The organism is Streptomyces sp. NPDC002206, assembly GCF_053593595.1.
Genome location: NZ_JBSFCW010000035.1, coordinates 26,294 through 48,587, shown reverse-complemented (window position 1 = coordinate 48,587; position 22,294 = coordinate 26,294). Strand labels below are relative to the sequence as shown.

23 protein-coding genes, 1 tRNA gene and 1 pseudogene are annotated in these 22,294 nt (G+C 68.9%); 18 read left to right on the top strand and 7 right to left on the bottom strand.

The genetic code is table 11. The annotated features are described in order from the left end of the window. Nucleotides 1-71: 71 nt before the first annotated feature. Complete coding sequence (locus ACWCP8_RS34990; protein WP_451120324.1) at nt 72-926, top strand: transposase; 855 nt, start codon at nt 72-74, stop codon at nt 924-926. 60 nt (nt 927-986) lie between these two features. Here ACWCP8_RS34990 and ACWCP8_RS34985 read toward each other — a convergent pair whose 3' ends face one another. Further along, the gene (locus ACWCP8_RS34985) at nt 987-2,366 is read right to left on the bottom strand and encodes an NF041680 family putative transposase (RefSeq protein WP_451120347.1); all 1,380 of its coding nucleotides are present in this window, start codon (nt 2,364-2,366) and stop codon (nt 987-989) included. Nucleotides 2,367-2,628: 262 nt separating this feature from the next. Between ACWCP8_RS34985 and ACWCP8_RS34980 the strand changes: the two genes are divergently transcribed. The 4 genes and pseudogenes from ACWCP8_RS34980 (at nt 2,629) to ACWCP8_RS34965 (ending at nt 5,358) form a co-directional block, all read left to right on the top strand. Beyond that, on the top strand, nt 2,629-3,567 hold the full coding sequence (locus ACWCP8_RS34980; protein ID WP_451120322.1) for a hypothetical protein: 939 nt from the start codon (nt 2,629-2,631) through the stop codon (nt 3,565-3,567). 139 nt (nt 3,568-3,706) lie between these two features. Continuing rightward, nucleotides 3,707-3,814, top strand: a pseudogene (locus tag ACWCP8_RS34975) (hypothetical protein); the annotation flags it as partial. A 139-nt stretch (nt 3,815-3,953) separates the two neighbouring features. Further along, nucleotides 3,954-5,300: an endonuclease domain-containing protein gene (locus tag ACWCP8_RS34970; RefSeq protein WP_352272033.1), complete on the top strand. Its 1,347-nt coding sequence runs from the start codon at nt 3,954-3,956 to the stop codon at nt 5,298-5,300. Further along, nucleotides 5,291-5,358, top strand: a tRNA-Arg gene (locus tag ACWCP8_RS34965). Before ACWCP8_RS34970 ends, ACWCP8_RS34965 begins: the two co-directional genes overlap by 10 nt. A 203-nt stretch (nt 5,359-5,561) precedes the next feature. Here ACWCP8_RS34965 and ACWCP8_RS34960 read toward each other — a convergent pair. Continuing rightward, nucleotides 5,562-6,170, bottom strand: coding sequence for a transposase family protein (locus ACWCP8_RS34960; protein WP_451120320.1), 609 nt, complete (start codon nt 6,168-6,170; stop codon nt 5,562-5,564). A 7-nt stretch (nt 6,171-6,177) separates the two neighbouring features. On the opposite strand from ACWCP8_RS34960, the gene ACWCP8_RS34955 reads away from it, so the two are divergent. Together ACWCP8_RS34955 and ACWCP8_RS34950 are read left to right on the top strand one after the other, a co-directional pair. Continuing rightward, nucleotides 6,178-6,375, top strand: a complete 198-nt coding sequence (locus ACWCP8_RS34955; RefSeq protein ID WP_352272036.1) for a hypothetical protein — start codon at nt 6,178-6,180, stop codon at nt 6,373-6,375. A gap of 139 nt (nt 6,376-6,514) precedes the next feature. Continuing rightward, complete coding sequence (locus ACWCP8_RS34950) at nt 6,515-8,170, top strand: hypothetical protein (RefSeq protein ID WP_451120318.1); 1,656 nt, start codon at nt 6,515-6,517, stop codon at nt 8,168-8,170. A 71-nt stretch (nt 8,171-8,241) separates the two neighbouring features. On the opposite strand, the gene ACWCP8_RS34945 is transcribed toward ACWCP8_RS34950, so the two are convergent. Continuing rightward, nucleotides 8,242-8,394 carry a hypothetical protein gene (locus ACWCP8_RS34945; protein ID WP_451120316.1) on the bottom strand — a complete coding sequence of 51 codons (153 nt, stop codon included), beginning with the start codon at nt 8,392-8,394 and terminating at the stop codon, nt 8,242-8,244. A 178-nt stretch (nt 8,395-8,572) separates the two neighbouring features. On the opposite strand from ACWCP8_RS34945, the gene ACWCP8_RS34940 reads away from it, so the two are divergent. Further along, nucleotides 8,573-9,100, top strand: coding sequence for an RNA polymerase sigma factor (locus ACWCP8_RS34940; protein ID WP_352272039.1), 528 nt, complete (start codon nt 8,573-8,575; stop codon nt 9,098-9,100). Nucleotide 9,101: 1 nt separating this feature from the next. Further along, complete coding sequence (locus tag ACWCP8_RS34935) at nt 9,102-9,722, top strand: hypothetical protein (RefSeq protein ID WP_451120314.1); 621 nt, start codon at nt 9,102-9,104, stop codon at nt 9,720-9,722. Nucleotides 9,723-9,754: 32 nt separating this feature from the next. Here ACWCP8_RS34935 and ACWCP8_RS34930 read toward each other — a convergent pair whose 3' ends face one another. After that, nucleotides 9,755-10,045 (bottom strand): glutamate ligase domain-containing protein, encoded by a 291-nt coding sequence (locus tag ACWCP8_RS34930; RefSeq protein WP_451120312.1) that lies wholly within the window; start codon nt 10,043-10,045, stop codon nt 9,755-9,757. Here ACWCP8_RS34930 and ACWCP8_RS34925 point away from each other — a divergent pair. Then, complete coding sequence (locus ACWCP8_RS34925; protein WP_451120310.1) at nt 10,031-10,363, top strand: hypothetical protein; 333 nt, start codon at nt 10,031-10,033, stop codon at nt 10,361-10,363. The two genes, ACWCP8_RS34930 and ACWCP8_RS34925, sit on opposite strands and share 15 nt — an antisense overlap. 71 nt (nt 10,364-10,434) lie before the next feature. Here the strand turns inward: ACWCP8_RS34925 and ACWCP8_RS34920 are convergent, their stop codons facing one another. Continuing rightward, nucleotides 10,435-11,442, bottom strand: coding sequence for a DNA-directed RNA polymerase subunit alpha (locus ACWCP8_RS34920; protein WP_451120308.1), 1,008 nt, complete (start codon nt 11,440-11,442; stop codon nt 10,435-10,437). 375 nt (nt 11,443-11,817) lie between these two features. On the opposite strand from ACWCP8_RS34920, the gene ACWCP8_RS34915 reads away from it, so the two are divergent. Beyond that, entirely contained in the window at nt 11,818-12,009 is a 192-nt protein-coding gene (locus ACWCP8_RS34915) for a hypothetical protein (protein ID WP_352271449.1), read from the top strand. A 57-nt stretch (nt 12,010-12,066) separates the two neighbouring features. Here the strand turns inward: ACWCP8_RS34915 and ACWCP8_RS34910 are convergent, their stop codons facing one another. Continuing rightward, nucleotides 12,067-12,537, bottom strand: coding sequence for a single-stranded DNA-binding protein (locus tag ACWCP8_RS34910; RefSeq protein WP_451120306.1), 471 nt, complete (start codon nt 12,535-12,537; stop codon nt 12,067-12,069). Nucleotides 12,538-12,680: 143 nt separating this feature from the next. Between ACWCP8_RS34910 and ACWCP8_RS34905 the strand changes: the two genes are divergently transcribed. From ACWCP8_RS34905 to ACWCP8_RS34875, 7 genes are all read left to right on the top strand, one after another. Next, nucleotides 12,681-12,896, top strand: coding sequence for a helix-turn-helix domain-containing protein (locus ACWCP8_RS34905; protein WP_327259792.1), 216 nt, complete (start codon nt 12,681-12,683; stop codon nt 12,894-12,896). Between the two features lie 154 nt (nt 12,897-13,050). After that, complete coding sequence (locus tag ACWCP8_RS34900) at nt 13,051-14,757, top strand: IS1182 family transposase (protein WP_451120345.1); 1,707 nt, start codon at nt 13,051-13,053, stop codon at nt 14,755-14,757. An 858-nt stretch (nt 14,758-15,615) separates the two neighbouring features. Next, nucleotides 15,616-17,817: a hypothetical protein gene (locus ACWCP8_RS34895; RefSeq protein WP_451120304.1), complete on the top strand. Its 2,202-nt coding sequence runs from the start codon at nt 15,616-15,618 to the stop codon at nt 17,815-17,817. A 95-nt stretch (nt 17,818-17,912) separates the two neighbouring features. Further along, complete coding sequence (locus ACWCP8_RS34890) at nt 17,913-18,677, top strand: hypothetical protein (RefSeq protein WP_451120302.1); 765 nt, start codon at nt 17,913-17,915, stop codon at nt 18,675-18,677. Between the two features lie 616 nt (nt 18,678-19,293). Continuing rightward, nucleotides 19,294-19,692 (top strand): integrase core domain-containing protein, encoded by a 399-nt coding sequence (locus tag ACWCP8_RS34885; protein ID WP_451120300.1) that lies wholly within the window; start codon nt 19,294-19,296, stop codon nt 19,690-19,692. Between the two features lie 407 nt (nt 19,693-20,099). Continuing rightward, nucleotides 20,100-20,519 carry a YciI family protein gene (locus ACWCP8_RS34880; protein WP_267009857.1) on the top strand — a complete coding sequence of 140 codons (420 nt, stop codon included), beginning with the start codon at nt 20,100-20,102 and terminating at the stop codon, nt 20,517-20,519. Further along, on the top strand, nt 20,492-21,823 hold the full coding sequence (locus ACWCP8_RS34875; protein ID WP_451120298.1) for an RNA polymerase sigma factor: 1,332 nt from the start codon (nt 20,492-20,494) through the stop codon (nt 21,821-21,823). The genes ACWCP8_RS34880 and ACWCP8_RS34875 overlap by 28 nt, the downstream gene beginning before the upstream one ends. Here ACWCP8_RS34875 and ACWCP8_RS34870 read toward each other — a convergent pair. Next, complete coding sequence (locus ACWCP8_RS34870) at nt 21,704-22,066, bottom strand: DUF4158 domain-containing protein (protein WP_451120296.1); 363 nt, start codon at nt 22,064-22,066, stop codon at nt 21,704-21,706. The genes ACWCP8_RS34875 and ACWCP8_RS34870 overlap by 120 nt on opposite strands. Nucleotides 22,067-22,294 lie beyond the last annotated feature (228 nt).

Genomic DNA, 22,294 nt, shown 5'->3' with positions numbered 1-22,294 from the left:
TCCGGTGCGTGGGTGTGCGAAGCCTTTGCTACGTGGGTTTCAACTTCATCTCGTGTCATCGTGATCGGGGCTTGGCGGTCCCGCAGGATCTCCGGGAGTGGCTTCCGCCCGAGCACCTGTGCTGGAAGGTCGTGGAGCTCGTCGGGAGGCTGGACCTGTCCAGGTTCATGGCCGGCTACCGGGCTGATGGGCAGGGCCGCGCAGCCTACCCGCCCGCGGTCCTGGTGGCTCTGCTGCTGTACTGCTATAGCAAGGGGATCCGCTCCACACGCCGGATCGAGCAGGCGTGCCTCGACGATGTGGGCTGTCGGGTCATTACCGCGAACCGGCAGGATCTGGCAGTTGGCCGACGCGCTGCCAACGGCCGCCCTCCGGTGCCGCTGGAGGCCAAGACAGTCATCGTGCGCCAGCACGCGCGGTTGATACGGGCACTCACGCGACTGGAGCACGCCCGCAACCCAACCCCGGTCCCGGTCGCCACGGCTCGGGCTTCCCTCAGTGATCCCGACTCCCGGCTCATGCTGAGCAAACGCGGCGGCTTCCTGCAGGGTTACAACCTGCAGATCGTCTGCGCGCGGAGCCAACTCCTCTTGGCGATCGAACTGCAGGACAACCCCGCAGACATGACGGCCCTGGTCTCGATGGTGAGAACAACCCAGCAGAACTGCCGGGCCGCCGGAATCACGCGCGAGGTCCAGGCATGGCTCGCGGACAACGGATACGCCTCGACCGCGAGCTTCGAGGCCCTGGCCGAGCTGCCCCTCCTGGTCGCGGTGACCAGTGCCCCACCCCCCGACAGCACCGAATCACCGGCCGCCGAATCGATACCCGCCGGCCACCGCCAGATGGCCGCCCGACTGTCCACCCCCACGAGCCGCAATCTCTACAAACGACGCGGCGCCCTGGTGGAGCCCGGATTCGCCTAGCTCTTCCAACGATTCGGACGTCAGCTCCACTGCCGGGAAACGACGCGGTGGACACCGGGATCAAACTTCTCGGCACTGTGCACAACATGAACAAGATCTTCCGCCTGAAGGCCAAGACCCGCCCTTGACGACCGGAGTCCGGCAGTTGTGCGACAGCCTCGGCATGTGCTGGCGGAGGTTCCGAAACGTCCGCCGGACCCGTGCGGGTGTGAGCCGGTGCTGCGCGGCTGGCTTTTCCCAGGGATGTCGCAGGTCGCGGACGACCGGACGCGCGAGCCGGAGCTGGGTGTAAGCGGCGATGATCAGCCACGTCCACCGGTCCGCCGCCTCCGGTTCGCGCAGCCGAGGCCGGGTCCAGCCCAGCGTCTGCTTGAACAGCCGAAACGTGTGCTCCAGATCGAAGCGGCGCAGAAACGCCTGCCAGGCCCGGTCGACGTCCGCGTCGGCGGCGCCGGTCTTCGAGGACCACAACCACACCGCCGGGGCCGCTCGGTCCTTCGACAGGTGCTCGACCTCCAGCCGGATCAACGTGCCCTCGATCAGCGGCAGTTCGCCCTCGTGGTCCAGCCATGCGGCCCGGTGGCTCAGCCGCGGATGGACCCGGTCCCACGCCTGTGTGACGGCCTTGCCGTAGTTCGAGGTGGCGGTGCGGGTGGTGACGGCCGGTTCGGGCCAGGTCTCCGGCTTGGCGAAGCGAAACTCCGGGCCGTGCTTCGGCGGCCGGCCGCCCTTCGGGTCGTGGACGCGCGGCGGCTTCGGCAGCCGCATCACGCGGTCGCCACGCACGCGTCCGACCAACTCGACGGGCAGGTCCCGCAGGACCCAGGCCAGCCGGGTGACGTCGTAGCCGGCGTCGGTCACGATGACGATGTCCGGCTCGCCCGGCGTCCACTGGCCCGCCGCGATGAGCCGTACGACGACACCGCGGAGCTGGGCGGCGGTGACCGCGGTGGCGTCGTCGACCGGGCCGAGGCGGACGGCGTCCAGGATCTGCGTCCAGGACGTGGCGCCCATCTCCAGCACGGCGACGAACGAGTAAGGCCAGCCGGGGATGAACTGCGAGGCTGTCTTCGCCCGCCCGTAGACGTGGCAGAACAGCCGGTCCGGCGAGCACGGCGCGTCCGACCGTAGCCACGGCGAGACGTCCACCGCCAGCACCACTCGACGGTCCGGAAATCGGGGCAACGGCAGGCCGGCCAGCACCTGCCCCAGCCGACCGGTGCCGATCCGGCCCTGGTTGAGGCCGTCGTACATTGCCCCGTGCCCACGACGATGCTCGGGCAGCAACGTCAGCTCCACCGCCGAGTGCACAGCACCCGGAGCACACAACACCGCATCCGCCAGCTCGAACAGCTCATCGCCCCGCGCGGTCAGACACGCGTACAACTCGTTCCGGAAGCGTGACGCTTCCGCGAACGCCTCCCCCCGAAACAGCTTCAGGCAGCAGACTCATCCTCACGGCCTTCGTCGTGGTCACGTGCACCTTGGTCGGAGCACATGATCAGACGATGGCCACCTCAGCGTCTGTCGAATGCCCAGGTGAGAGGCGTAGTTCGAAGAGCATTTCGACACTGGATGTCGGAGACACGGTCGCTGGACAGACTGCCGCCGGAGTTGGACTGAGCAAAGGCCGGTAAGGTGGCGCTCTTCGGGCAGCTCAGCTCCCGGAGTCCTAGAGGCGACCGCTATGAATCTCCGCCCCATGACTGCTCGTTCCGATGCCGCGATAGACAAGGTGTGGCAGCTTCCCGCTGCCGATGCCGTGCGCGGGTATCGAGCCCTTTGGTGGAGCGTCGGGCCTGCCGGGGAGCTCGCGGTCCTGTTGGTCCACCGGCGACTCCTTCATCGCGCCCGCTACCCCAAGGGGTGGATCGGGTGGGGGCCGGAAGTCCCGTTCACCGGTGAGTTGGTCACCGTAACGGGGCAGGAGGAGCGGCGCATCCTGGTGAAGGACATTCGGATTCGGCCCAGCCACCTGGCCCTGCTCCCGGATTCCCGATTCCTGCTGGTGAGCGGCCGCACCTTCCGGAACGAGACCGAAGGCCCTTGGACGTCCAACGCTGTGGTGTTCTCCCCATCGGGCACACCTGAAGCCGAGTTCTGCGTCGGCGACGACATCCCCAGCCTCGTCACTGACGTCCACGGAGCCATCTGGGCGGCGTACGGAGACGAGGGCATCTACGGCGGCCACCCCGAATCGGGTGCGGGCCTCGCGGGCTGGAACACTGAGGGCCAAGCGATCTGGGCTCCCGAAGGACGGCTCCCCGACCACCCGCTGGAGGGCTGCACCGCCGCGACGGAGGGCGAACAGGTATGGCTCGTCTGGTACCCCGGCAGCAGCAGAGGCGGCACCTACCTGACACGGATCACTCCGTCCACCGGCGTCGTGACCAGCTACCTCAGCCCCGTCCGGCATCCGGACGGATTCGCGGTCCGCGGCAACCGGGCAGTACTCACCCGCCGAGACCACAACAAGCGGTTCGTGGAGCTCACACGTGCCGAGCTCGACGGCACTACCTGGGCAATAACCAGCCGCTGTCGGCTTCGGGTGCCCGGTCGAGTCGTCATGCGTTGCGGCCAAGGCCGCGACGGCTCCCTCTGGCTCCGCACAGGCAACACCTGGCTGCGCATAGAAGCATGAACACCCGACAACATCTCAGCCGGTCCAACTTCGATGGCAGACGGACCCGGCTCGACGTCACAGAACGCCGGAGGTTAAAGAACAAGCTGAGGCCCTGTTCGAGAACACCGTCGCCGCGTCAGCGCTCTACAACGAAACCGTGGCTGCTCAGGTCTGCGAGGCGCTGGGACTGGCGACCGAGTCGCGCACCGTCACCGCGGGCCGCCGACCGGTGATGGAGATCGCGGGGGTGCCACACGAGCTGATCGGCTGGACCGCCCGGCGCGGTGAGCAGATCGACGCCCTGCCTCACCGACCTGGAGACCGAGTACGTCACCGCCGTCTGCTCCAGCAGCGTGTCGATCACCGACTATCAGTATGTCGGTGCCGGCCGTTAGCCTGTGGGTATGTCAGAGCGTGTCATCCCGGGCCGTAGGGGCGGCCTGATCACTCTGGGCGCCGCGGACGCTCTGTGGGCCGGCTTGACGGCCGGCAGCGCTGTGCCGGCGGCTTCTGCGGCGTTCACCTGCTCCCCTGCCAATGCCCGGGCGGGGTACGTCCTGCTCGGCGGCCGTGTGGTGGCGACGGTGAAGGCAAGCGGCGGCCAGTGGAGTGTTCCGGAGACTGAGGTGCGCCGGGCGGCAGCGGAACTGAACGCGGTTGAGATGGACCGCCAGGACCTGGTCCGCATCGGCCCGTTCCGTAGCGCGCAGAAGCAGAACGAGAAAACGCCGCTGCGATGGCGCCAGCGCATCACCCGGGAACTGCAGGAACTGGACAAGCCCGAGCGGGCAGCACAACGTGAAGGCGGCCGGCCGCACCATCTGGCGGGAATCGACTGGCGGCGGATACTCGTGGAACAAACCCGCGGCCACACGGCGCGGACATGGTGGCTGCCACGCGCCGTGGTCAGACTGCTGGACGCGGCCGAGCACACCGAAACGCAGTGGCTGCACGCCGCACGGACCCGCCAGGAAAACGCAGCCGCCACCGAGCCGCCCTCTCACCACCGGCAGGCCCAAGCCGCCGACGGTCGGCAGACGACGAGTCCTGACTGCCCAACCGCCCCACTGCGCCCGTACAACGAGGAACTGAAAGGCCACCTGTACTCGGTTCTCAGCAGGAAACCCGGCATTTCCCGCAAGGTGGCTGGGTGGACTTGTGCCATCTGTCGCACCGCACCCGCCGCCGTGCTCGACCACTGCCACGAACACGGCTACGTCCGCGCTCCCGTCTGCCACTCCTGCAACACACAAGAACGACCCGACCACCTGTACAGCAACGACATCCGCGTGGCCAACCACTACACACGCCTCTTCCACACCCACACCGCCGACTGGCTCCACCACTGGCACCGCTGCCCCGGCTGCCGCACCCGCACCACCCTGCCCCTGCCACACCTCGCCGCATGGACCGCCCACATAGCCTGCCGGTCACTGCGCCCGACCCACCGCGACCCCCGCGGCTCCCGCGCACGCAATCCCTGCGGTGTGCTGCGCGTGTCCTGGACGGGCAGTCACAGCGCGCCCAATTCCTGTCTGCTCACTGTCGCCGTTGACTTCTGCCCCTCCGGCGAGCACCGTGTCCTGGCGCGAGTCCCCTACCGCGAAGCCGCCAAGCGGTTTGGTACCTGGCTGGCCGAGACCGCCCCTGCTGTTGCCGCCGCGGCCGGACCCGACCGCCTGGACGGCCTCCCCACCCGGTTCCGGCCAGTCATCGCGGACACCAGCAGTGAGGGCCTGGCGCTGTTCTGAGCAAATAGTGGGTGCCTTCTATAGCGTCTGGCCGCAGGTTCGAGTCCTGCCGGGAGCATTGCCTGACGCCGTCCGCGCGTTCACCGTGTTGTTCTGGTGGCGGCCGACGGGCGGGATGACGCCCCAGAGCCGCCCGGGTTCCCATCCGGTCGATCGTCACGATCGCGGCGACAACGGGGCCGAGAAGGTGGCAACGGTCGATGGGGGATTCCCGGCTGCGCTTGTGGGCGGTCACGGTTGTCCCTATCGCTTGACGGTCTGTTAACTCCGGCCGGTCTCACAGTCGATGAGCACGGTTCCGTAGTGCTGTCCACGACGGGTGGCGAAGTCATCGACGCCCAGCACCCTCGGAACGGTCCAGGCAGGATCGGGCAGGGCCATAACCGCCCGTAACAGTGTCGACCGGCTCACCCGTGTATGCAGGGCAGCGGCAAGACGGCTCCCAGCGCGGCCCGCGAGCGCGACGGCGACAGCCTCCAGAACCCGCCGAGCGGCAGGCGTGCGGCGGCTATAGCGAACGGTCAGGCCGTCGACCTGTTCGGCGAAAGTACGCCGCGGACAACGAACGTTCTCGCAGTACAGCCGCCGCACCGTCAGCTCGATCAGTACCGGCCGATCCCCAACCGGCGTGTCGGCAAGGCTTCTTCCGTATGTGCTGTGCACCCGGTTGGACACCACCGCACACTCAGGGCACGGCACCTCGGCCTCCTGGGTTCTCGCCACCATGCGAATCACTCCGCACTCGAAGAACACGCGCTCCACCAGCAACTCGCTGAGGTGCGGAAACAGGTCACCGACCAGCTCATTACACCGCACCACGGTCCCAGATGACGCTATGCCACCGAGACGGAACCCGTTGATCGCTCTCACGGAATTTGTGCCTGATCCCACGACCCGTGAACAAAGCCACCCCGAGGACGGCGAACAGCTCAAGGCCCGGATCACCACCCTCGAACAGCAGGTCGTCGACCTGGAGCTCAAGCTCCAGGAACGTGGCGACGACCTCGACGCCGCTCGCGCGGCCAACCGGGAGCTCGTGGCCCAGCTCAATCGTGACCCGGTCCGCCGAGACTGAGATGACACAGGTAACGACCTGCCTTGAGCCCTGCGGTCATTCATCCCCGCGGCAGCGCCTCGACGAGCCAACCGTGATGTCAGTGGCCGATGAGATCCTCCCGCTGAGTACTGATGCGCTGATGGAAGGTCAGATGGCGATGGGACGCCCGCGAAAGGACCTGCGTGATCCGGTCGTGATCATGAGCGGGGCAGGATTCGAGCCGCTGGAGCCCTACCCCGGCTCGGGTGCCCCGTGGCGTTGTCGGCACGAGGTGTGCGGGCGGGAGGTGACGCCGCGGCTGGGCAACATCTCCTCCGCCCGACAGAGCGGCTGCCGGTACTGCGCGGGCACGGCACCGATTCCCCCGCAGGAGGCGGAGGCATTGATGCGGGCCGCTGGGCTGGAACCGTTGGAGCCATACCCGGGATCGACGAGTCACTGGCGTTGTCGGCACGAGGCATGCGGGCGGGAGGTGAAGGCCCGGTACTCCAACGTCAAGCGCAGGGTCGGTATTTGCCGGTGGTGCGCGCCGAACGCACCAGTGGGCCCCGAGGAGGCCGCCGACTTGATGCGGGGAGCTGGGCTGGAGCCGCTGGAGCCCTATCCCGGCACCGACTTCCCCTGGCGCTGCCGCTGCACGACCTGCGGCTCCGTTGGTACTCCGACCCACGGTTCGATCAAGCGGGGCCAGGGTGGATGCGGGCCGTGCGGGCGTAAGAAGGCTGGGCAGGGGATCAGTCGGGCGAAGGCCCGCCGCCGCGAGCTGCCCCGCGCCGACGGCGACCAGGCCGCAGTCGAGCTCCGGGACTTCGGCCTGGCGCCGCTGGAGCCCTACCCGGGCCCGGCGGGGCTGTGGCGCTGTCGCCATACTCAATGCGGCCGCGACGTCGAGATCCGGGTGCACAATCTGCGCCGCGGACTGAGGGCGTGCCCGTACTGCCCGCCCGCACCGGGCGGCCGCCGTCGCTGGCCAGCGGACGAGGCCGAGGCCCTCATGCGCACCGCCGGCCTGGAGCCGCTGGAGCCTTATTCCGGCCGCCGCCAACAGGCATGGCGCTGCCGCTGTACCGGCTGCGGCCGCGAGACCTCGCCGACCCTTGGCGGCATTCTGGCTGGCCAGGGCGGATGCCGACACTGTGCCGACGTGAAAGCGGCCGAGGCCAGGAAGACGGACCCCGAGGTCGCGGCCGCCGACATGCGAGCGGCCGGGCTGGAGCCCTTGGAGCTGTACGTCACCTCGATGACTCCGTGGCGGTGCCGCTGCACGACCTGCGGCAGCGAGGTCTCACCGACACTCATGAAGATCCGCACTGGCGGCGGCTGCCGGTTCTGCGCCAGCCACGGCTTCGACCTCACCGCCCCGGTCCGGGTCTATGTCATGCAGCACAACCAGCACAACGCGGTCAAGATCGGAATCGGCGGCACCGCCGGCCGTAACGAGCGGGTCACCCAGCACCGCCGATCCGGCTGGGTACTCGCCCACGACTGGCACTTCGCCACCGGAGTCGAGGCCCACGCCGTCGAGCAAGCTGCCCTCCAGCACCTGCACGAAGCTGGCCACGGCCCCTACCTCAGCCGGGACATCATGCCGAACGGCTGGACCGAGACCTTTGACGCGGACGTCATCACACCCACCACGCTCGCCGCGATCATCGAGACCAACATCATCCGCCTCGCCGGGACGGTGAAGACCGTTCCGGGACAAAACATCCTGCGGCCCGAACGCTGGAGAGTACGCTCAGGCACCTCCCTTGCTGCCAGGCGACGGCCACCGGCCAGCAAGGCCGGCCGTGACCAACTTCCGCTCTTCTGAGACTGAGCAGTTGTCACAATGGTGGGCGGTGTGCGACCGACACCGCCCTGGCGGGACCCGCCCGTTGACTTCTACTGCTCCGGATCGGCAGCGGGGCGGTATAGGGCTTGATCGGTGTCGGCGCGCTGGAGGATGCCGTCAGCGGCGAGGTCGCGAAGGATCTGCCGGGCGCGTTTCTCGTCGACACGAACAACCCTCCCCACCATGATCAACCCGGAGGTCATCCCACGCCATCAGCCAACGTGACAGCGCCCGCTCAGTCACACCTCGCTGGGCCGGGGAACCCTGGATTTCTTGCGGGTGTGCCGGTCCGTCCTGTCCAATCCATTGTCCGAGGAAAGCGGACGGCGAACGTTTCGCGGTGCTCCCGCGTCACAGGAGGGACTAGTGAGAGGAGGCGCGGTGTCGCCATGGAAGAAGGCCCGCGGGCGGGGAGAGGAGGACCCTCTGGACGCGGCGCTGGTGGGGCGTGTGCGCGCGATTCTGGCGCTGGGTGGCGTGCCTCACGCCGAGCTCCAGGACGGGGTGCAGCAGGTCCGGCTGAAGCTGCTGGAGCAGCGCGCCGGCAGACGGGCGGCCCTGCGTGACCTGGCCGCGTGGTGCGCGGTGGTCGCCTCGAACATCGCGGCGGACTGGCACCGGGCGCGGCACCGTCAGGAGCGCCTGGCCGAACGGCTGACCGCGATACGGCCCTGGGGCACGGCGGAGCAGGGCGGTGAGGAGGCGAAGGTGCTGGCCCTGGCGGTGGCGGAGGGGCTGGAGGACCTGCCGGTCGCGCAGCGCCAGGTCCTGGTGCTGCGCTTCTACGCGGACCTGTCGGTACCGCAGATCGCCGAGGCCCTCGGCATCCCGGAAGGAACGGTCAAGAGCCGGCTCCACGCGGCGACGAGAGCGATTCGGGAACGGCTTCGTACGGATGAGGTGGTGTGAGGTGGCACACGACAAGACCGGCGACCTCGAGGATCTGGCGGTGCTGCGCGAGCAGCTGAAGTTCATCGGGGACACGCTGGCCGGGGTCCCGGACCCGGACCCGGTACGGCGCGGGCGCGGGCGGCGGCTGGTCCTGGCCTTGGCGGCGTCGGTATCGATCGGGGCGCTGGGCATCGGCGGCGGGGCGTACCTGGTGGCGAACAACGGCCGGGTGGGTGGCGAAGGGGAGATGCGTCTCACCCCGGAGGGCTCCGTGGCGTGTGCGAAAGTCATCGCCGAGGGCACGGTGGCTCGGGTGGAACCGCTGGAGCAGGAGGGCAAGCTCCGTGTCGTGCTGAATGCGGATCGTTACTACAAGCCGGACGAAGGCCGCCCGCAGGTGGTGTTCACGGCGGAGAACGAGGACTACTTCCGGCCCGGCGCGCGGATGTTGGTCCTCGTCTCGCAGTTCACCGACGAGGGTCCGAACACGTACCGCGAAGGCGATCCCGCGCCCCCTCGCGAGGCGATGGAGGGTCTGGCCGGTGCCGCCGATGTGAGCGACGCCCTGGAATGGGGCCGCAAGTGGGTCACTGAGGCCCTGCCCGGCTCCCGGGGCGTGGAGTGCACCACTCCTGGCTGACACACCAGGGGCGGGCGCCCGCCCCCTCGGCCTCACGCAGGAGCGTTACGGCGTGAGGCCGAGGGGGCGACCTCCGCGTGGGCCGCCTTGGCGGTGTCGCCGAGTTCCTTCATCTCTCCCAGTACGGCGACCGTCCGCCGGTCCCCGGCAAGGGAGGTGAGGGCTTCGACTCCGGCGCGCATGGACTCGGTGTTGGCGTTGAACGCGTCGTTGATGATCGTCACCCCGTCCCCGTCCCCGTCCCCGTGTTCCAGGACCTGGAGCCGCCCGGCCGACACCGGTTCGGCGGCGGAGAGAGCTTCGGCGATGTGGTCGGTGTCCATGCCCAGGGCGTGGACGGCCGTGGCGACCACGAGCGCGTTGCCGGCGAGGAGATCACTTTCGACTATGCGATGCGGAACTACTCGGTCGACTACTTCGCCGCTCCCTGCCGGTGCGGTGCGCGCTACTGTCGTGGCCGCATCACCGGCTGGCGGGATCTACCGACCAGGCGCAAAGCGGACTACCACGGCTTTGTTGCCTCCTACCTCATCGAGATCGACCACCGGGCCCGCACGGTGCTGGCCGCCCGCTGGGACGGGGGTTCCCGTAGTCGCTGCACAACAACGGATATGACTGGCAGGGCATCTGAGCTGCCGTAATGTGGCCGTTTGCCTGACCGGCCGTGCGGTCCGGGAGGTGGCCCCCGGCTCCGCCCGACCCGGCGCAGCGTTCAGTACTCTTCGGTCTCGACGAAGCTCGCGTCCGCGTCGCCGAAGGCGGCGGCGGTCGGGTCGAATCCGGGCGGGCTGTCCTTGAGGCCCATGCCCATGCTGGCCAGCTTCACCTTGACCTCGTCGATCGACTTCGCACCGAAGTTGCGGATGTCGAGCAGGTCCGCCTCGGAGCGGGCCACAAGCTCACCGACCGTGTGGACGCCCTCGCGCTTGAGGCAGTTGTACGAACGGACCGTGAGCTCGAGCTCCTCGATCGGCAGCGCCAGATCGGCGGCGAGCGCGGTGTCCGTCGAGGAGGGGCCCATGTCGATGCCCTCGGCATCGATGTTGAGCTCGCGCGCCAGACCGAAGAGCTCGACCAGCGTCTTGCCGGCCGACGCCATGGCGTCACGGGGACGCATGGCCTGCTTGGTCTCGACGTCGACGATCAGCTTGTCGAAGTCGGTGCGCTGCTCGACACGGGTCGCCTCGACCTTGTACGTGACCTTGAGCACCGGCGAGTAGATGGAGTCGACCGGGATACGGCCGATCTCCTGGCCGACCTGCTTGTTCTGGACGGCGGAGACGTAGCCGCGGCCGCGCTCGACGGTCAGCTCCATCTCCAGCTTGCCCTTGCTGTTCAGCGTGGCCAGGACCAGGCTCGGGTTGTGGACCTCGACACCGGCTGGCGGCGCGATGTCAGCGGCGGTGACCAGGCCGGGACCCTGTTTGCGCAGGTACATCACGACTGGCTCGTCGTGCTCCGAGGAGAGGTCCAGCTGCTTGATGTTGAGGATGAGGTCGGTGACGTCCTCCTTGACGCCCGGCACGGTGGTGAACTCGTGCAGGACACCGTCGATCCGGACGCTGGTAACCGCAGCACCCGGGATCGAGGACAGGAGCGTACGACGCAGGGAGTTGCCGAGGGTGTAGCCGAAGCCGGGCTCCAGCGGCTCAATGACGAACCGGGAGCGGAACTCGTCGACGACCTCTTCGGTCAACGCGGGACGCTGAGCAATCAGCATGGGTGCTGCCTCCAGATTTCGGCGCCCGCTATTTGACGCCGTAGACACCGCACGGTACCGGCAATACGACCTCACAAGAGGCCGCACCGCCCGACGCCGTCGGGTGTCGGCTCAGCCGGCGGGACAGGAGAGTTGCCCGAAGCGCGCGGCGCCTTTGCCGTCAGGCCGCTGACCGGCGCGGTGGTGAGACGAAGAGGCCGAGTGCCTGCTGCCACGGGCCGGTGCACATCCGTGCCGCCGGCGCCTCAGCCGCCTTGCGGGCCGAGCCTGCGTCCGCGTGTTCTACGGTGTGCGGAAGGACTGTGAACCGGGTGCCGTCGCCGGCTGGCGCGAACCACGTGAGATAGGGGGCCATCCGGGCCGGGGCGCTATGCGATGGGCGATCAAGAGCACGCCGCGCCCGCAGAACAGGGTGCGGGGGTACGACTCGTCGACCAGGCCCTGCTCGAAGAACGGGTTGCCCGCCTGCCACGCGGCGAGGCGTACGTGCTAGAGGTCGTCCATCGAAAACGGCTGCTGCACGGGGACCACCTCAGGGACGGGGGCGGGGTGGCGGTGCCGCCGTGATCTTCTCCTGCTCATGATCTGGTCAACGGCCGCGGACCGTTCCAGGTGCCGGTGGACTCAGAACGGGTGCGGCTCGCCACCGGCGGGAGCTTGCGCCTGCGCGGCGGGGCGGGACTCCGCAGCAGGGGCCTGTCCCTGGCGGGGCGGGGCGTCGTCGGCACTGCGGGTGACCTTGGTGACGGCCGCCTTCGCGTAGGTGAGGGAGGCCGCGACCTCCTCGGCGTCGACCTCGACGACGGTGCGGCGCTGGCCCTCCTTGTCGTCGAAGGTGCGCTGCTTGAGCCTGCCGTTGACGATGACGCGCATCCCACGCTGCAGCGACTGGGCTGCATTCTCGGCGGCCTGGCGCCAGAGCGAACAACGCAGGAACAGAGGCTCCCCGTCGACGAACTCGCTGCGCTCGCGGTCGAAGGTGCGGGGGGTGGACGCGATCGTGAACCCAACAACGGGGATGCCCGAGTTGGTGTACCGCAGTTCGGGGTCGGAGGTCAGATTGCCCACCACCGTCACCAGCGTCTCGCCCGTCATGACTACCGTCCCTTCGACCTGCCGCACCGTGGATGAGCCCACCGTACCGGCGGGCAGTGACAGTTTGGCCGAATCGGTGGCCGCAGCCGTCCACTGCACGCGATCATGGCGGTATCTGCTGCCTTGTGGGAGGGAATCCGCTGATGTCCAGGAAGACACCGGCCCGCAAACTGATGGCGGGCCCGGCCCGCGACCAGGTCGCCACGGAATTGCGGAAGAGGTACGAAAACGGTGACTCCGTTCGTTCTATTGCCGAAGCCACGAACCGCTCCTACGGCGGCGTACACCGCCTCCTCGCCGACGCCGGGGTGACCTTCCGCTCCCGCGGCGGCGAGACGCGCAAAAAGACCGGGGCCTGACCGTTCCCCGACGCTGCCCGATCTTGGTGGCTAATTCCAATTCGCCTACCATGAGCTGGAGTTGATCGCTTAGGAGCGACGACTCCAGCGGATGGGGTCATGCTGATCGTTGATCTCGTCGTGATTCCTTGGGGGATCGGAGTATGTCGTGTCGATGCAGCCGCAGTCCTGGCCTGAGCCGGATCCGCAGGTCGCGGCGGCAATCCGGGCGATGTACCGGGGCAGGCGGGAGGCACCGCTGGCGGTGCAGGTTCGTGACCGGCTCGGGGAGCTGTTCCCGGACGCGGCCTTTGCTGACGCGTTCGGCCAGGTGGGCAAGCCGGGCTGGTCACCGGGGCGTCTGGCACTGGTCACGGTGCTGCAGAAGGCCGCGAGCCTTACCGATCGACAGGCTGCTGACGAGGTTCGCGAGAACCTCGCCTGGAGGTACGCACTCGGCCTGGACCTGGAGGATCCGGGCTTCGAGCACAGCGTGCTGTCAGAGTTCCGCTCCCGTGTCGTCGCCCACGGCCTGGAGGAACGTGTACTGGACCTGTTGCTGGAGCGCCTGCAGACCCTGGATCTGGTGCAGGCGGGCGGCAGCCAACGCACCGACTCCACGCACATCGTTGCCGCGGTGCGAGATCTGAATCGACTCGAGTTGGTCGGCGAGAGCGTCCGCGCGGCCCTGAACGCGCTGGCCGCCGCATGCCCCGAATGGGTCGATCAGGTGCTGGTGGTGGAGGACTGGAGCCACCGCTACGCAGACCGGATCGACAACTGGCGACTGCCTGCCTCCAAGACCAAGCAGCACGAACTCGCGCTCGCCTACGCCGCCGACGGTTACACGCTGCTGCAGGCCCTCTACGCGCCCTCCTCGCCGGGGTGGCTGCGCGAGCTGCCCGCGGTGCGCACCCTGCGGTGCGTGCTGGTGCAGAACTACACCCGCACCACCGACCGGGCCGGCAGGCTGCGGATCCGGCAGCGCGAGCGGACCGAGAGCGGCGGCGACGGCCTGCCGCCCGCCCCGGCCCGCTTGGCCTCTCCCTACGACACCGACACTCGCTGGTCCGCCAAGCGTGACCTGTTCTGGAACGGCTACAAGCTGCACGTCTCGGAGACCTGCCACCCGCAGGCCGACAGCGACCGGCCGACCCGCCCGAACCTGATCACCAACGTCACGACCACCTGTTCCACCCTGCCGGACAGCAAAGCCCTGGACACGATCCACCAGGCCTTTCGCCACCGCCACCTGCTGCCCGCCCGGCACTACCTCGACTCCGGCTACCCCAGCGCCGACCTGATCGTCTCGTCCGCCAAGGACTACGGCATCGCCTTGGTCACCCCGGTCCTGCTCGACACCTCCCGCCAGGCCAAGGCCCAACAAGGCTTCGCCGCAGACGACTTCACCATCGACTGGGATCGCAAGCGAGCCGTCTGTCCGGCCGGAAAGATCAGCGCCACCTGGAACGACGTCGTCCAGGAGGGCGTGGCCAAGACCGTCGTTGCCTTCGCCGCCCTGGACTGCATCCCCTGCCCGGCCAAGGAGCAGTGCACCAGCTCACGAAAGGGCCGCCGGCTCAGCCTCTACCCCCGTGAGCTCACCGAGACCATCCGCACCGCCCGCGCCCAGCAACAGGACGGAACCTGGCAGCGCGACTATGCGCTCCGCGCTGGGGTCGAGGGCGCCATCCGCCAGGCCACCCACACCACCGGCCTGCGCCGAGCCCGCTACCGCGGCCTTGCCAAGACCCACCTCGACCACACCACCAGCGCCACCGCCCTCAACCTCATCCGACTCAACGCCTGGTGGAACGGCCACCCCCTCGACCGCACTAACCACAGCCACCTCGCCAGACTCCAAGTCCGCCTCGCGACATGACAGTTGGGATTAGCCACCAAGATCACCTGGGCAGGGGCTGAAGGTGAGGGCACGCTTTCGCGGCTCACCTATGAACGTGCTTCTTCCTGGGAGGAAGTACGTTACTGCGTCAGTCGGGGGCTCCAGAATCCTCCCGCCGGCGCCGCGCTCAACCAGGTGCACGTACGCCGGGCCTACGAGGATGACTGGGGCGATACGTTCTGGACTCGGGGGTCGCGCTAGCAGCAGTGGCTTCGCCCCGACGAAGCCCAGGTCAAAAGGTTCTCAACGGAGGGCCTACCACTCCACCTCCCACTTGCGACTGCAAGATCGACACCACGACGATGCTCGTTCGGCAAGGCATACGGCCTCCTCGGTGTGCGTGCTCCTCGGGCAGGTGCTCGGAACAATGGGCCAAAGGACCGGTCGTTCGGGGCACATGGGTCGCGTACGTCGAGAGTGACTGCCTGCCAGGGGTTCGCGACAGATGGCGGCACCGCGCCCGGCCTGGAGGCCACCGCTCGGCACCGGTCTCATCCCGCCAGGCGTCGGAAATGCGCCAAAGGATCCGGAGGGTGGCGGTCCGGGTGACACCCGGAGGGCACTGGTTCATCATCTGTCCCTGACGCTCCAACTGCCCTTCCTGTAAAGGAGATTCACGTGCGACCCCATCGCCCTGCCTGTCTTGATCGGCGAAGATCTCGTTCGCGAATCGCCTTAGGCGCGGCCTTCGCCGCCGCCGCCCTCACCCTGAGCGGCCTCCAGGCGATACCCGCCGCGGGCGCTCCGGCGGGGACCGCGGCAGGCGCTGCGGAGGCCGCTGCGCAGGCCCGTACAGCCGCCTGCGCCGACGGCGGCGATCAGGGACCGCGCTGCGTCGTGCTGAAGACCGCACTCGACACGGCGCCTGCCAAGGGCAAGAAGACCACCCTGACCGTGACGCTCGACGCCCGCATCGACATCCCCGGGGCCAAGTTCGAGATCGACCTTCCGGCGGCCCTGCGCTTCACCAAGGCGCCGGAAGGCTTCGACGTCGCACGCCGCGCCTCCGCCCTGCCCGACAACGGCGGATCGGTCAGTCGGGCCACCCGTACCCTTGACCTCAAGGCCGACCGGACCCTCACCTTCACCGCCCCCGTCACCGCCGCCGCCACCGGCGACCTGGTGGTCCGGGCCCGCGTGCTGCCGCCCAAGGGGTACGGCGCCGGTGTCGAGGACCCGGCGCTGGTCACCGTCGGCGCGGACGAGGCCTCGTCCCGCCTCGGTCTCAAGTCCGGGACGTACACCGCCGCCCCGGTGCCGGACGGCACCACAGCCGAACCGCTGACCGGCCGCCCCACCTCCAAGATCCCCGCCAAGGGTCTGGCCAAGCCGCATAGCGACGACGCAGCCACGAGCACAGCGAAGTCGCTCGCCGGCGCCCTCTCCTGCGTGCGCGGCTCCTTCGTCTACCACGACGAGGACGGCATCTCGCGCCCGTCCGCCAACCTCCAGGTGCAGGTCTGGGACGAGGACCCCGCGAACAGCGACGACCTGCTCACCGTCGGCCTGACCGACGGCAACGGCGCGTACCGGCTCTGCTTCGACAACGGCACGGACGCGCGGGGCGGACAGGACCTCTACCTCAAGTTCGTGACGCAGAACGGGCAGTGGGGCGTGGAGCGGAACGACGACGATGTCTACGAGTTCCGTACGGCGAACTTCGAGGACCGGGGCGACGGCACCACCACCAACGTCGGCGTCCAGACGGCCACCGACGAGCGGCTGCACGGCGCCCTGCGCGCCTACGACTTCGTCAACACCGCCTCCGAGTGGACGCCCGGCGACTGCTGGGACGAGCGTGACTGGGACTGCCGCCGCACCGACATCAACTGGCACCCGGACGACGACCCGGGCGGCGCCTTCTACCGGCCGGGCGAGGACGAGATCTACCTCCCGCCGCAGGACGCCGACGACCGCAACGTCGTGGTCCACGAGATGGGGCACGCGGTGATGGACGACACGTACGAGGAGGACGACTTCGACTCGCACTGTCCCTCCCCGCACATCATCACGGGCACCAGTCACGTGAACTGCGCCTGGTCGGAAGGGTTCGCCGACTGGTACGGCGTCGCGGTGTTCGGCGACCCGGTGTACCGGGACCGCACGGACACGAACAACGACGCCAGCGGTTTCACTGTCGACTTCGAGAAGCACACCTGGGACACCGGCGGCTGGGATGACGGGGACGCCGTCGAGGGCCGCGTGGCCGGTGCCCTGTGGGACCTGGTCGACACCGGTACAGAAGGCTGGGACGCGTACGGCGAAGGTCTCTCCCCGGTGTGGAACACCTTCCTCGACCACCGGGTGACGACCTTCCGCGAGTACTGGGACGCGCGCGTGGCGGACGGCCGTGAGACGGGCGCCCCCGCGCTTGGCAGTCTCTTCCAGAACACCATCGACTACGGCTACCGCAACCCGCTGACCAGCCATCAGTCGCAGACCCGGCCCACTCCTGACCCGGCCCACAACTACCGGTTCGACACCACCAAGGTGTTCTGGTCCGTGGTGGCGCTCCGCCCGCCCACGACCGCCGACTACGACCTGCGGCTCTACGACGACGAGGCGCAGAACAACCTGCTGACCACCAGCGTGGCTGGAGCGGGAGCCACGGACTTCGTGGCGATCAACTCCAACCAGCGCCCGACGGACGACTACTACCCGCGGGTGTCCCTCATCTCCGGCAGCGGCGACTACCAGATCGAGGCCGACGAGACGGAAGGCATCTTCAGCGGCTCGCCCACGGTCACCATGGGTACCGACCGGCTGGCCGCCGTCTGGGACATCTGCCTGCTGAACGGCGAGAAGGCGACCTACACCGTCACTCCCTCGGGCACGGACCAGGACGCAGAAATCTTCGTCCTGGACGCCGACCGCAGCAGCGGCGACAACGTCGTGACCCGGCTCGGCGCCACCGCGACCGGCGACGCGGGCGGCCCCGGCGCACCGGAGTCCGTCACCGTCGACCTGCCGTCCGGCTGCCACGGCCTGGTGGTCGTGAACAAGGCCGGCAACGGCACGTACACCCTCACCAAGTCATGACCCCCGCCCTGCCGGGTCCCCGGCCCCGTACTCCCGTACGCGGCCGGGGACCCGGCAGGCGGAACCGATCCACGCCGTCGCGTCGTCCCAGGAGTATGCGTGATCACTTGGCCCCGGTCGCCGGCGCGACGGCTCTCCTCCTGACCGCCGCCGCCCTGACGGCCTGCGGGTCGACGGGCGAGGACGACGCGGCACCTGCACGGCCGACGGGTCGAAGCGATCTCGCGGCCTCAGTCCGGACCATCCCCGGTACCCCCTCCCCACCCGTGCGCGCGGCCCTGCCGGACCTCGCGCTGTACGGGGACCGCAGCGTCATCGTTCCCGGACGCCCGGCGGGTTCACTGCTCACGGCGACCGTACGACGGGTCACCGACGCGAAGGCGGACGCCCTCTACGCCGACGTACACGCGACGGCACACACCGCACCGACCGAGCCGGACGCCGTCGACGGCCCCTCGCTCGCCCTGACGGTCGCGGACCGTGTCTATCAACTGCCCATGCCGAACGACGAGTTGAGCGACTTCCGGGAACGAGTCGACCCGTCCCGCTGGCCCGCGAACGTCTTCCTCGGCCCCGCCCGCCCCTACCGGGCCTCCCGCCTCGCCGTGTTCGCCCGCCCCTGGCCGGACGCCTCCACCGCGACCCGCCCCTGGCCCCTCGGCAACCCGTCGACGGGCACCGAGACCCCGGAGGGCACCTGCACGATTCTCACCGGCGTCCGCCTCACCCGCGCCGAGCGCCTGGCCACCGAGGCCGGGCCCGGGGTGGTGTGGACGTACGCCGGTACGCGCCTCCAGCTCACGCTGCGGCCCCTGTTGCCGCATGAGCGGGAGTGTGGGGATCTGGAGGCCGCGGACTGAGCCTCCGGGGCTCGTAAAGTCATTGCCGCAGGTCGGGACGGTAGAGCGTGCTCGGCTGGGACCATGTCGGCGTGATTATCTCGATGTTGTACGAGGTGGCCTGCAGGCTGCTGTCCGTCCCCGGGGTGCTGCTGCGCCGCGACACCGATAAGGAAGCCGAGTTGCTCGTTCCTGCGGCATGAGAATGCGGTGCTGCGCCGTCAGCTCGCCCGCCGGGTCCGTTACGAGCCGGCGGACCGGTTCTGGTTGGCTGTGCTCTCCAGCCTGATACCCCGTCGCCGCTGGCATGAGGTCTTCGCGGGTGCTCCCGGGACCCTGTTGGCCTGGCATCGCAGGTTCATTGCGGCGAAGTGGGACTACAGCGTCCGGCGCGCCCGCACCGGACGGCCGCCGATCAGGGCAGCGCTCAAGAAGCTGATCCTGCAGCTCGCTCGAGAGAACGCACAGTGGAGGCACCGGCGGATCCAAGGCGAGCCGGCCCGACTCGGACACCCCCGTCGCCGCATCCACGGTATGGAAGATCCTCCGCGCGGCGGGCATCGACCCGGCCCCACGCCGGCCCGACCTGGCGGGAGTTCCTCACGAATAGGCCCAGGGCATCATCACCGTCGGCTTCTTGCATATCGACACTGTCCTTGGCAGACGCCTGTACGTGCTGGCGTTCCTCGAACACGGCACCCGGCGCCTACGCATCGCCGGTATCACCGCGCACCCCACCCGCGAGTGGGCAGTGCAACAGGCGTGGAACCTGACGAACGCCCACTGTGAGCGGGTGATCGGCAGCATCCGGCGTGAGGCCCTGGACCATGTCCTCATCATGAACGAGGCCCACGCCCGGCGCGTCCTGGCCGCCTACGAGTGGCACTACAACGAGCACCGCCCCCACCGAGCACGCAACCAACTGCCTCCGGGCGCCGACCAGCAGCCCATCACCGTGCACGACCTCGAAGTCCGCAGACTCCTGCGCACCGGCATCCTCGGCGGCGCCATTAACGAGTACCGCTATGCGGTTTGACCTGCAGCAACGACTTTCCGAGCCCGACAGGTAGGTGGGCGGAACGGAATGACATTCGCGGCGGCCGGTCTAGGCCGCGGTGGGCCACCACCGCCGACGGCCGCAAGGCGTGCCTGACGACGGCGCTTCCAGGCCTGCGAAAGAAGCTGCGCGCGTGCAAGGGGGGAGAGAGGGGGCAATTGTGGCGAAAGAGTCTCGTCGGGTGGCTGCGGCGGCTCGATCCCAATCAGTCCGGGACCGGGCTGGCCGGTCGGTGCACCCGGCCTGACCGGACCGACGGGCTGAGCCCCTTGTCGGGGATGAAAAAAAGATTGATCCGTATTCTTCTGCCGTGTCGATCCGCGGCCGCCTCGTTCGACCTTGGAGTGAGAGGGTCCAGAGGCGACCCGATATCAAGGAGTTCGAAGATGGCGAAGTACATGCTGATCATGCGAGGCACGGACGAATCCGTTGCGAAGATGATGGAGACGCCCTTCGAGCAGATGCTCGAGACGGTGGGTCGCTTCAATGAGGAGATGATCCGGGCCGGCGTGCTCGTCGCTGCCGAGGGCCTGGATGATCCGGCCCAGGGCGTGGTGCTCGACTTCAGCGGCGAGACGCCAGTGGTCACCGACGGCCCGTACGGCGAGACGAAGGAGCTGTTCGGCGGCTTCTACGTGATCGACGTGGCTTCGAAGGAGGAGGCGGTCGAGTGGGCCAAGCGACTCCCGGCGGTTGCCGGCTCGAAGTGCGAGATCCGCCGCGTGCCGGGCATCGACGAGTTCCCGCAGGACAACGAGTGGATCATTAAGGAGCGGGCGTGGCGCGAGCGGACCGGCCAGCTCTGACACCCGCGGCCACCGGCGGCCCGCTGAGCACCGAATCGGTGCGGCGGGCCGTCGAGGCCGTCTGGCGGATCGAGTCCGCACGGATCATCGGTGCGCTCGCCCGCTTCACCGGGGACTTCGACCTCGCCGAGGACGTCGCGCAGGAGGCGGTGGCGGAGGCGCTCGTCACCTGGGCGCGCGACGGTGAGCCGGCGAACCCGGTGAACTGGCTGCTCGTGATCGCGCGGCGGCGCGCCATCGACAGCTTCCGCCGACGGTCGGCACTCGACGAGCGGTACGCCATGCTCGCCGGCCAGCTAGCCGAGGGCGAGGCGAACTCGGGCGCGGCAGCCCCGAGGGGCCGGTCGGACGACCTGCCGTGGGATCCCGACCGGGTCGACGACGACGTTCTCGCGCTGATGCTTGTGGCCTGCCATCCGGTGCTCTCGCCGGAGGCCCGCGTGGCCCTGACGCTGCGCGTGGTCGGCGGCCTGGCGAGCGAGGAAATCGCCCGGGCATTCCTCGTGCCCGTGTCGACGGTTCAGGCACGGATCACGCGGGCGAAGAAGACGATCGCCGCGGCGGGAGTGCCGTTCGAGCTGCCGCCGGCCGAGGAACGGCGCGAGCGGCTCGGCGGTCTCCTGAGCGTGCTCTACGTAATCTTCACGGAAGGCTCGACGGCGACGACCGGTGACCACCTGCTTCGTCCCGATCTCGCGTACGAGGCGATCCGGCTGGCCCGGATGCTGGCCGCCTTGCTGCCCGATGAGCCGGAGGTGCACGGGCTGCTTGCCCTGTTCGAGCTCACGGCCGCGCGCTTTCCCGCACGAACCGGGCCCGATGGCGAGGCGGTGCTCCTGGAGGATCAGGACCGACGCCTGTGGGACCGGTCGGCGATCCGTCGCGGTCTGGCCGCGATCGGCAGAGCCTCGGCTGTCGGGCGCGGCCTTGGCCCGTACGGACTGCAGGCAGCAATAGCCGCCTGCCACGCGTCGGCATCCTCGGTTCCGGAGACCGACTGGGAGCGTGTCGTGCTCCTTTATGAGGCGCTCGGTCGTGTGGCTCCGTCACCCGTGGTCGAGCTCAACCGGGCTGTCGCTGTCGCGATGGCGAATGGACCACAGCGGGCGCTGTCTATTGTGGATGAACTGGTCGCCTCCGGCCGCCTGTCGGGGTCGTACCTGCTCCCGAGCGTGCGCGGCGAGCTACTTGTCCGGCTCGGCCGGACCGCTGAGGCACGGGTCGAGCTGGAGCTCGCCGCCCGACTGTGCCGCAACGTCCGTGAGCGGTCGGTGCTGCTGCGCAAGGCGGCTGCGCTGGCGTGATATCGGGCCGCCTTCGTCCGGGCAGGTGCACCGTGGTGCCAGCGGCTGGCGCATCCGGCCGGCGATGTACTCGCGCAACGCCAGCTCGAGGTCACGGTCCTTCAGCAGCGCCCGTATCTCCCGGGCATGCTCGCGCTGGGTCGGCAACCGCTCCGGGTACAGCTTCAGACACGAGGGGTCCCCGATCTCCAGCTGCTCGGCGACGAAGTCCGCCACCCGAGTTGCTGGTACGAACCGTGGCACCAGCCGTAAAAAACGGCGTCTCGCCTACTCGTCGACTGCGTAGGGGAAGTTCGGGCGCAGTCGTCGCCTCGGCGAGCGCGAGCCTACTGTCCTACAGCTCAGGCATGTATGTGTGCTGCCGAAGCTGAAGTCGCACGTGCGGGCTTCAGGGAGATGCCGTGGAGCGGTGTCATGCAGAACGCGGCTCAACTCCCCTTCCCTCCTTGTAGGGCCTGGAAAGTCCCCGAT

Coding starts and splice junctions, on each gene's coding strand:
- ACWCP8_RS34880 (WP_267009857.1), top strand. CDS start 20,100: ATGGCGAAGTACATGCTGATCATGCGAGGCACGGACGAATCCGTTGCG.
- ACWCP8_RS34890 (WP_451120302.1), top strand. CDS start 17,913: ATGCGTGATCACTTGGCCCCGGTCGCCGGCGCGACGGCTCTCCTCCTG.
- ACWCP8_RS34910 (WP_451120306.1), bottom strand. CDS start 12,537: ATGACGGGCGAGACGCTGGTGACGGTGGTGGGCAATCTGACCTCCGAC.
- ACWCP8_RS34930 (WP_451120312.1), bottom strand. CDS start 10,045: ATGGACACCGACCACATCGCCGAAGCTCTCTCCGCCGCCGAACCGGTG.
- ACWCP8_RS34905 (WP_327259792.1), top strand. CDS start 12,681: ATGTCCAGGAAGACACCGGCCCGCAAACTGATGGCGGGCCCGGCCCGC.
- ACWCP8_RS34945 (WP_451120316.1), bottom strand. CDS start 8,394: ATGACCTCCGGGTTGATCATGGTGGGGAGGGTTGTTCGTGTCGACGAG.
- ACWCP8_RS34900 (WP_451120345.1), top strand. CDS start 13,051: ATGCAGCCGCAGTCCTGGCCTGAGCCGGATCCGCAGGTCGCGGCGGCA.
- ACWCP8_RS34915 (WP_352271449.1), top strand. CDS start 11,818: ATGGGCGATCAAGAGCACGCCGCGCCCGCAGAACAGGGTGCGGGGGTA.
- ACWCP8_RS34980 (WP_451120322.1), top strand. CDS start 2,629: ATGACTGCTCGTTCCGATGCCGCGATAGACAAGGTGTGGCAGCTTCCC.
- ACWCP8_RS34920 (WP_451120308.1), bottom strand. CDS start 11,442: ATGCTGATTGCTCAGCGTCCCGCGTTGACCGAAGAGGTCGTCGACGAG.
- ACWCP8_RS34970 (WP_352272033.1), top strand. CDS start 3,954: ATGTCAGAGCGTGTCATCCCGGGCCGTAGGGGCGGCCTGATCACTCTG.
- ACWCP8_RS34950 (WP_451120318.1), top strand. CDS start 6,515: ATGGGACGCCCGCGAAAGGACCTGCGTGATCCGGTCGTGATCATGAGC.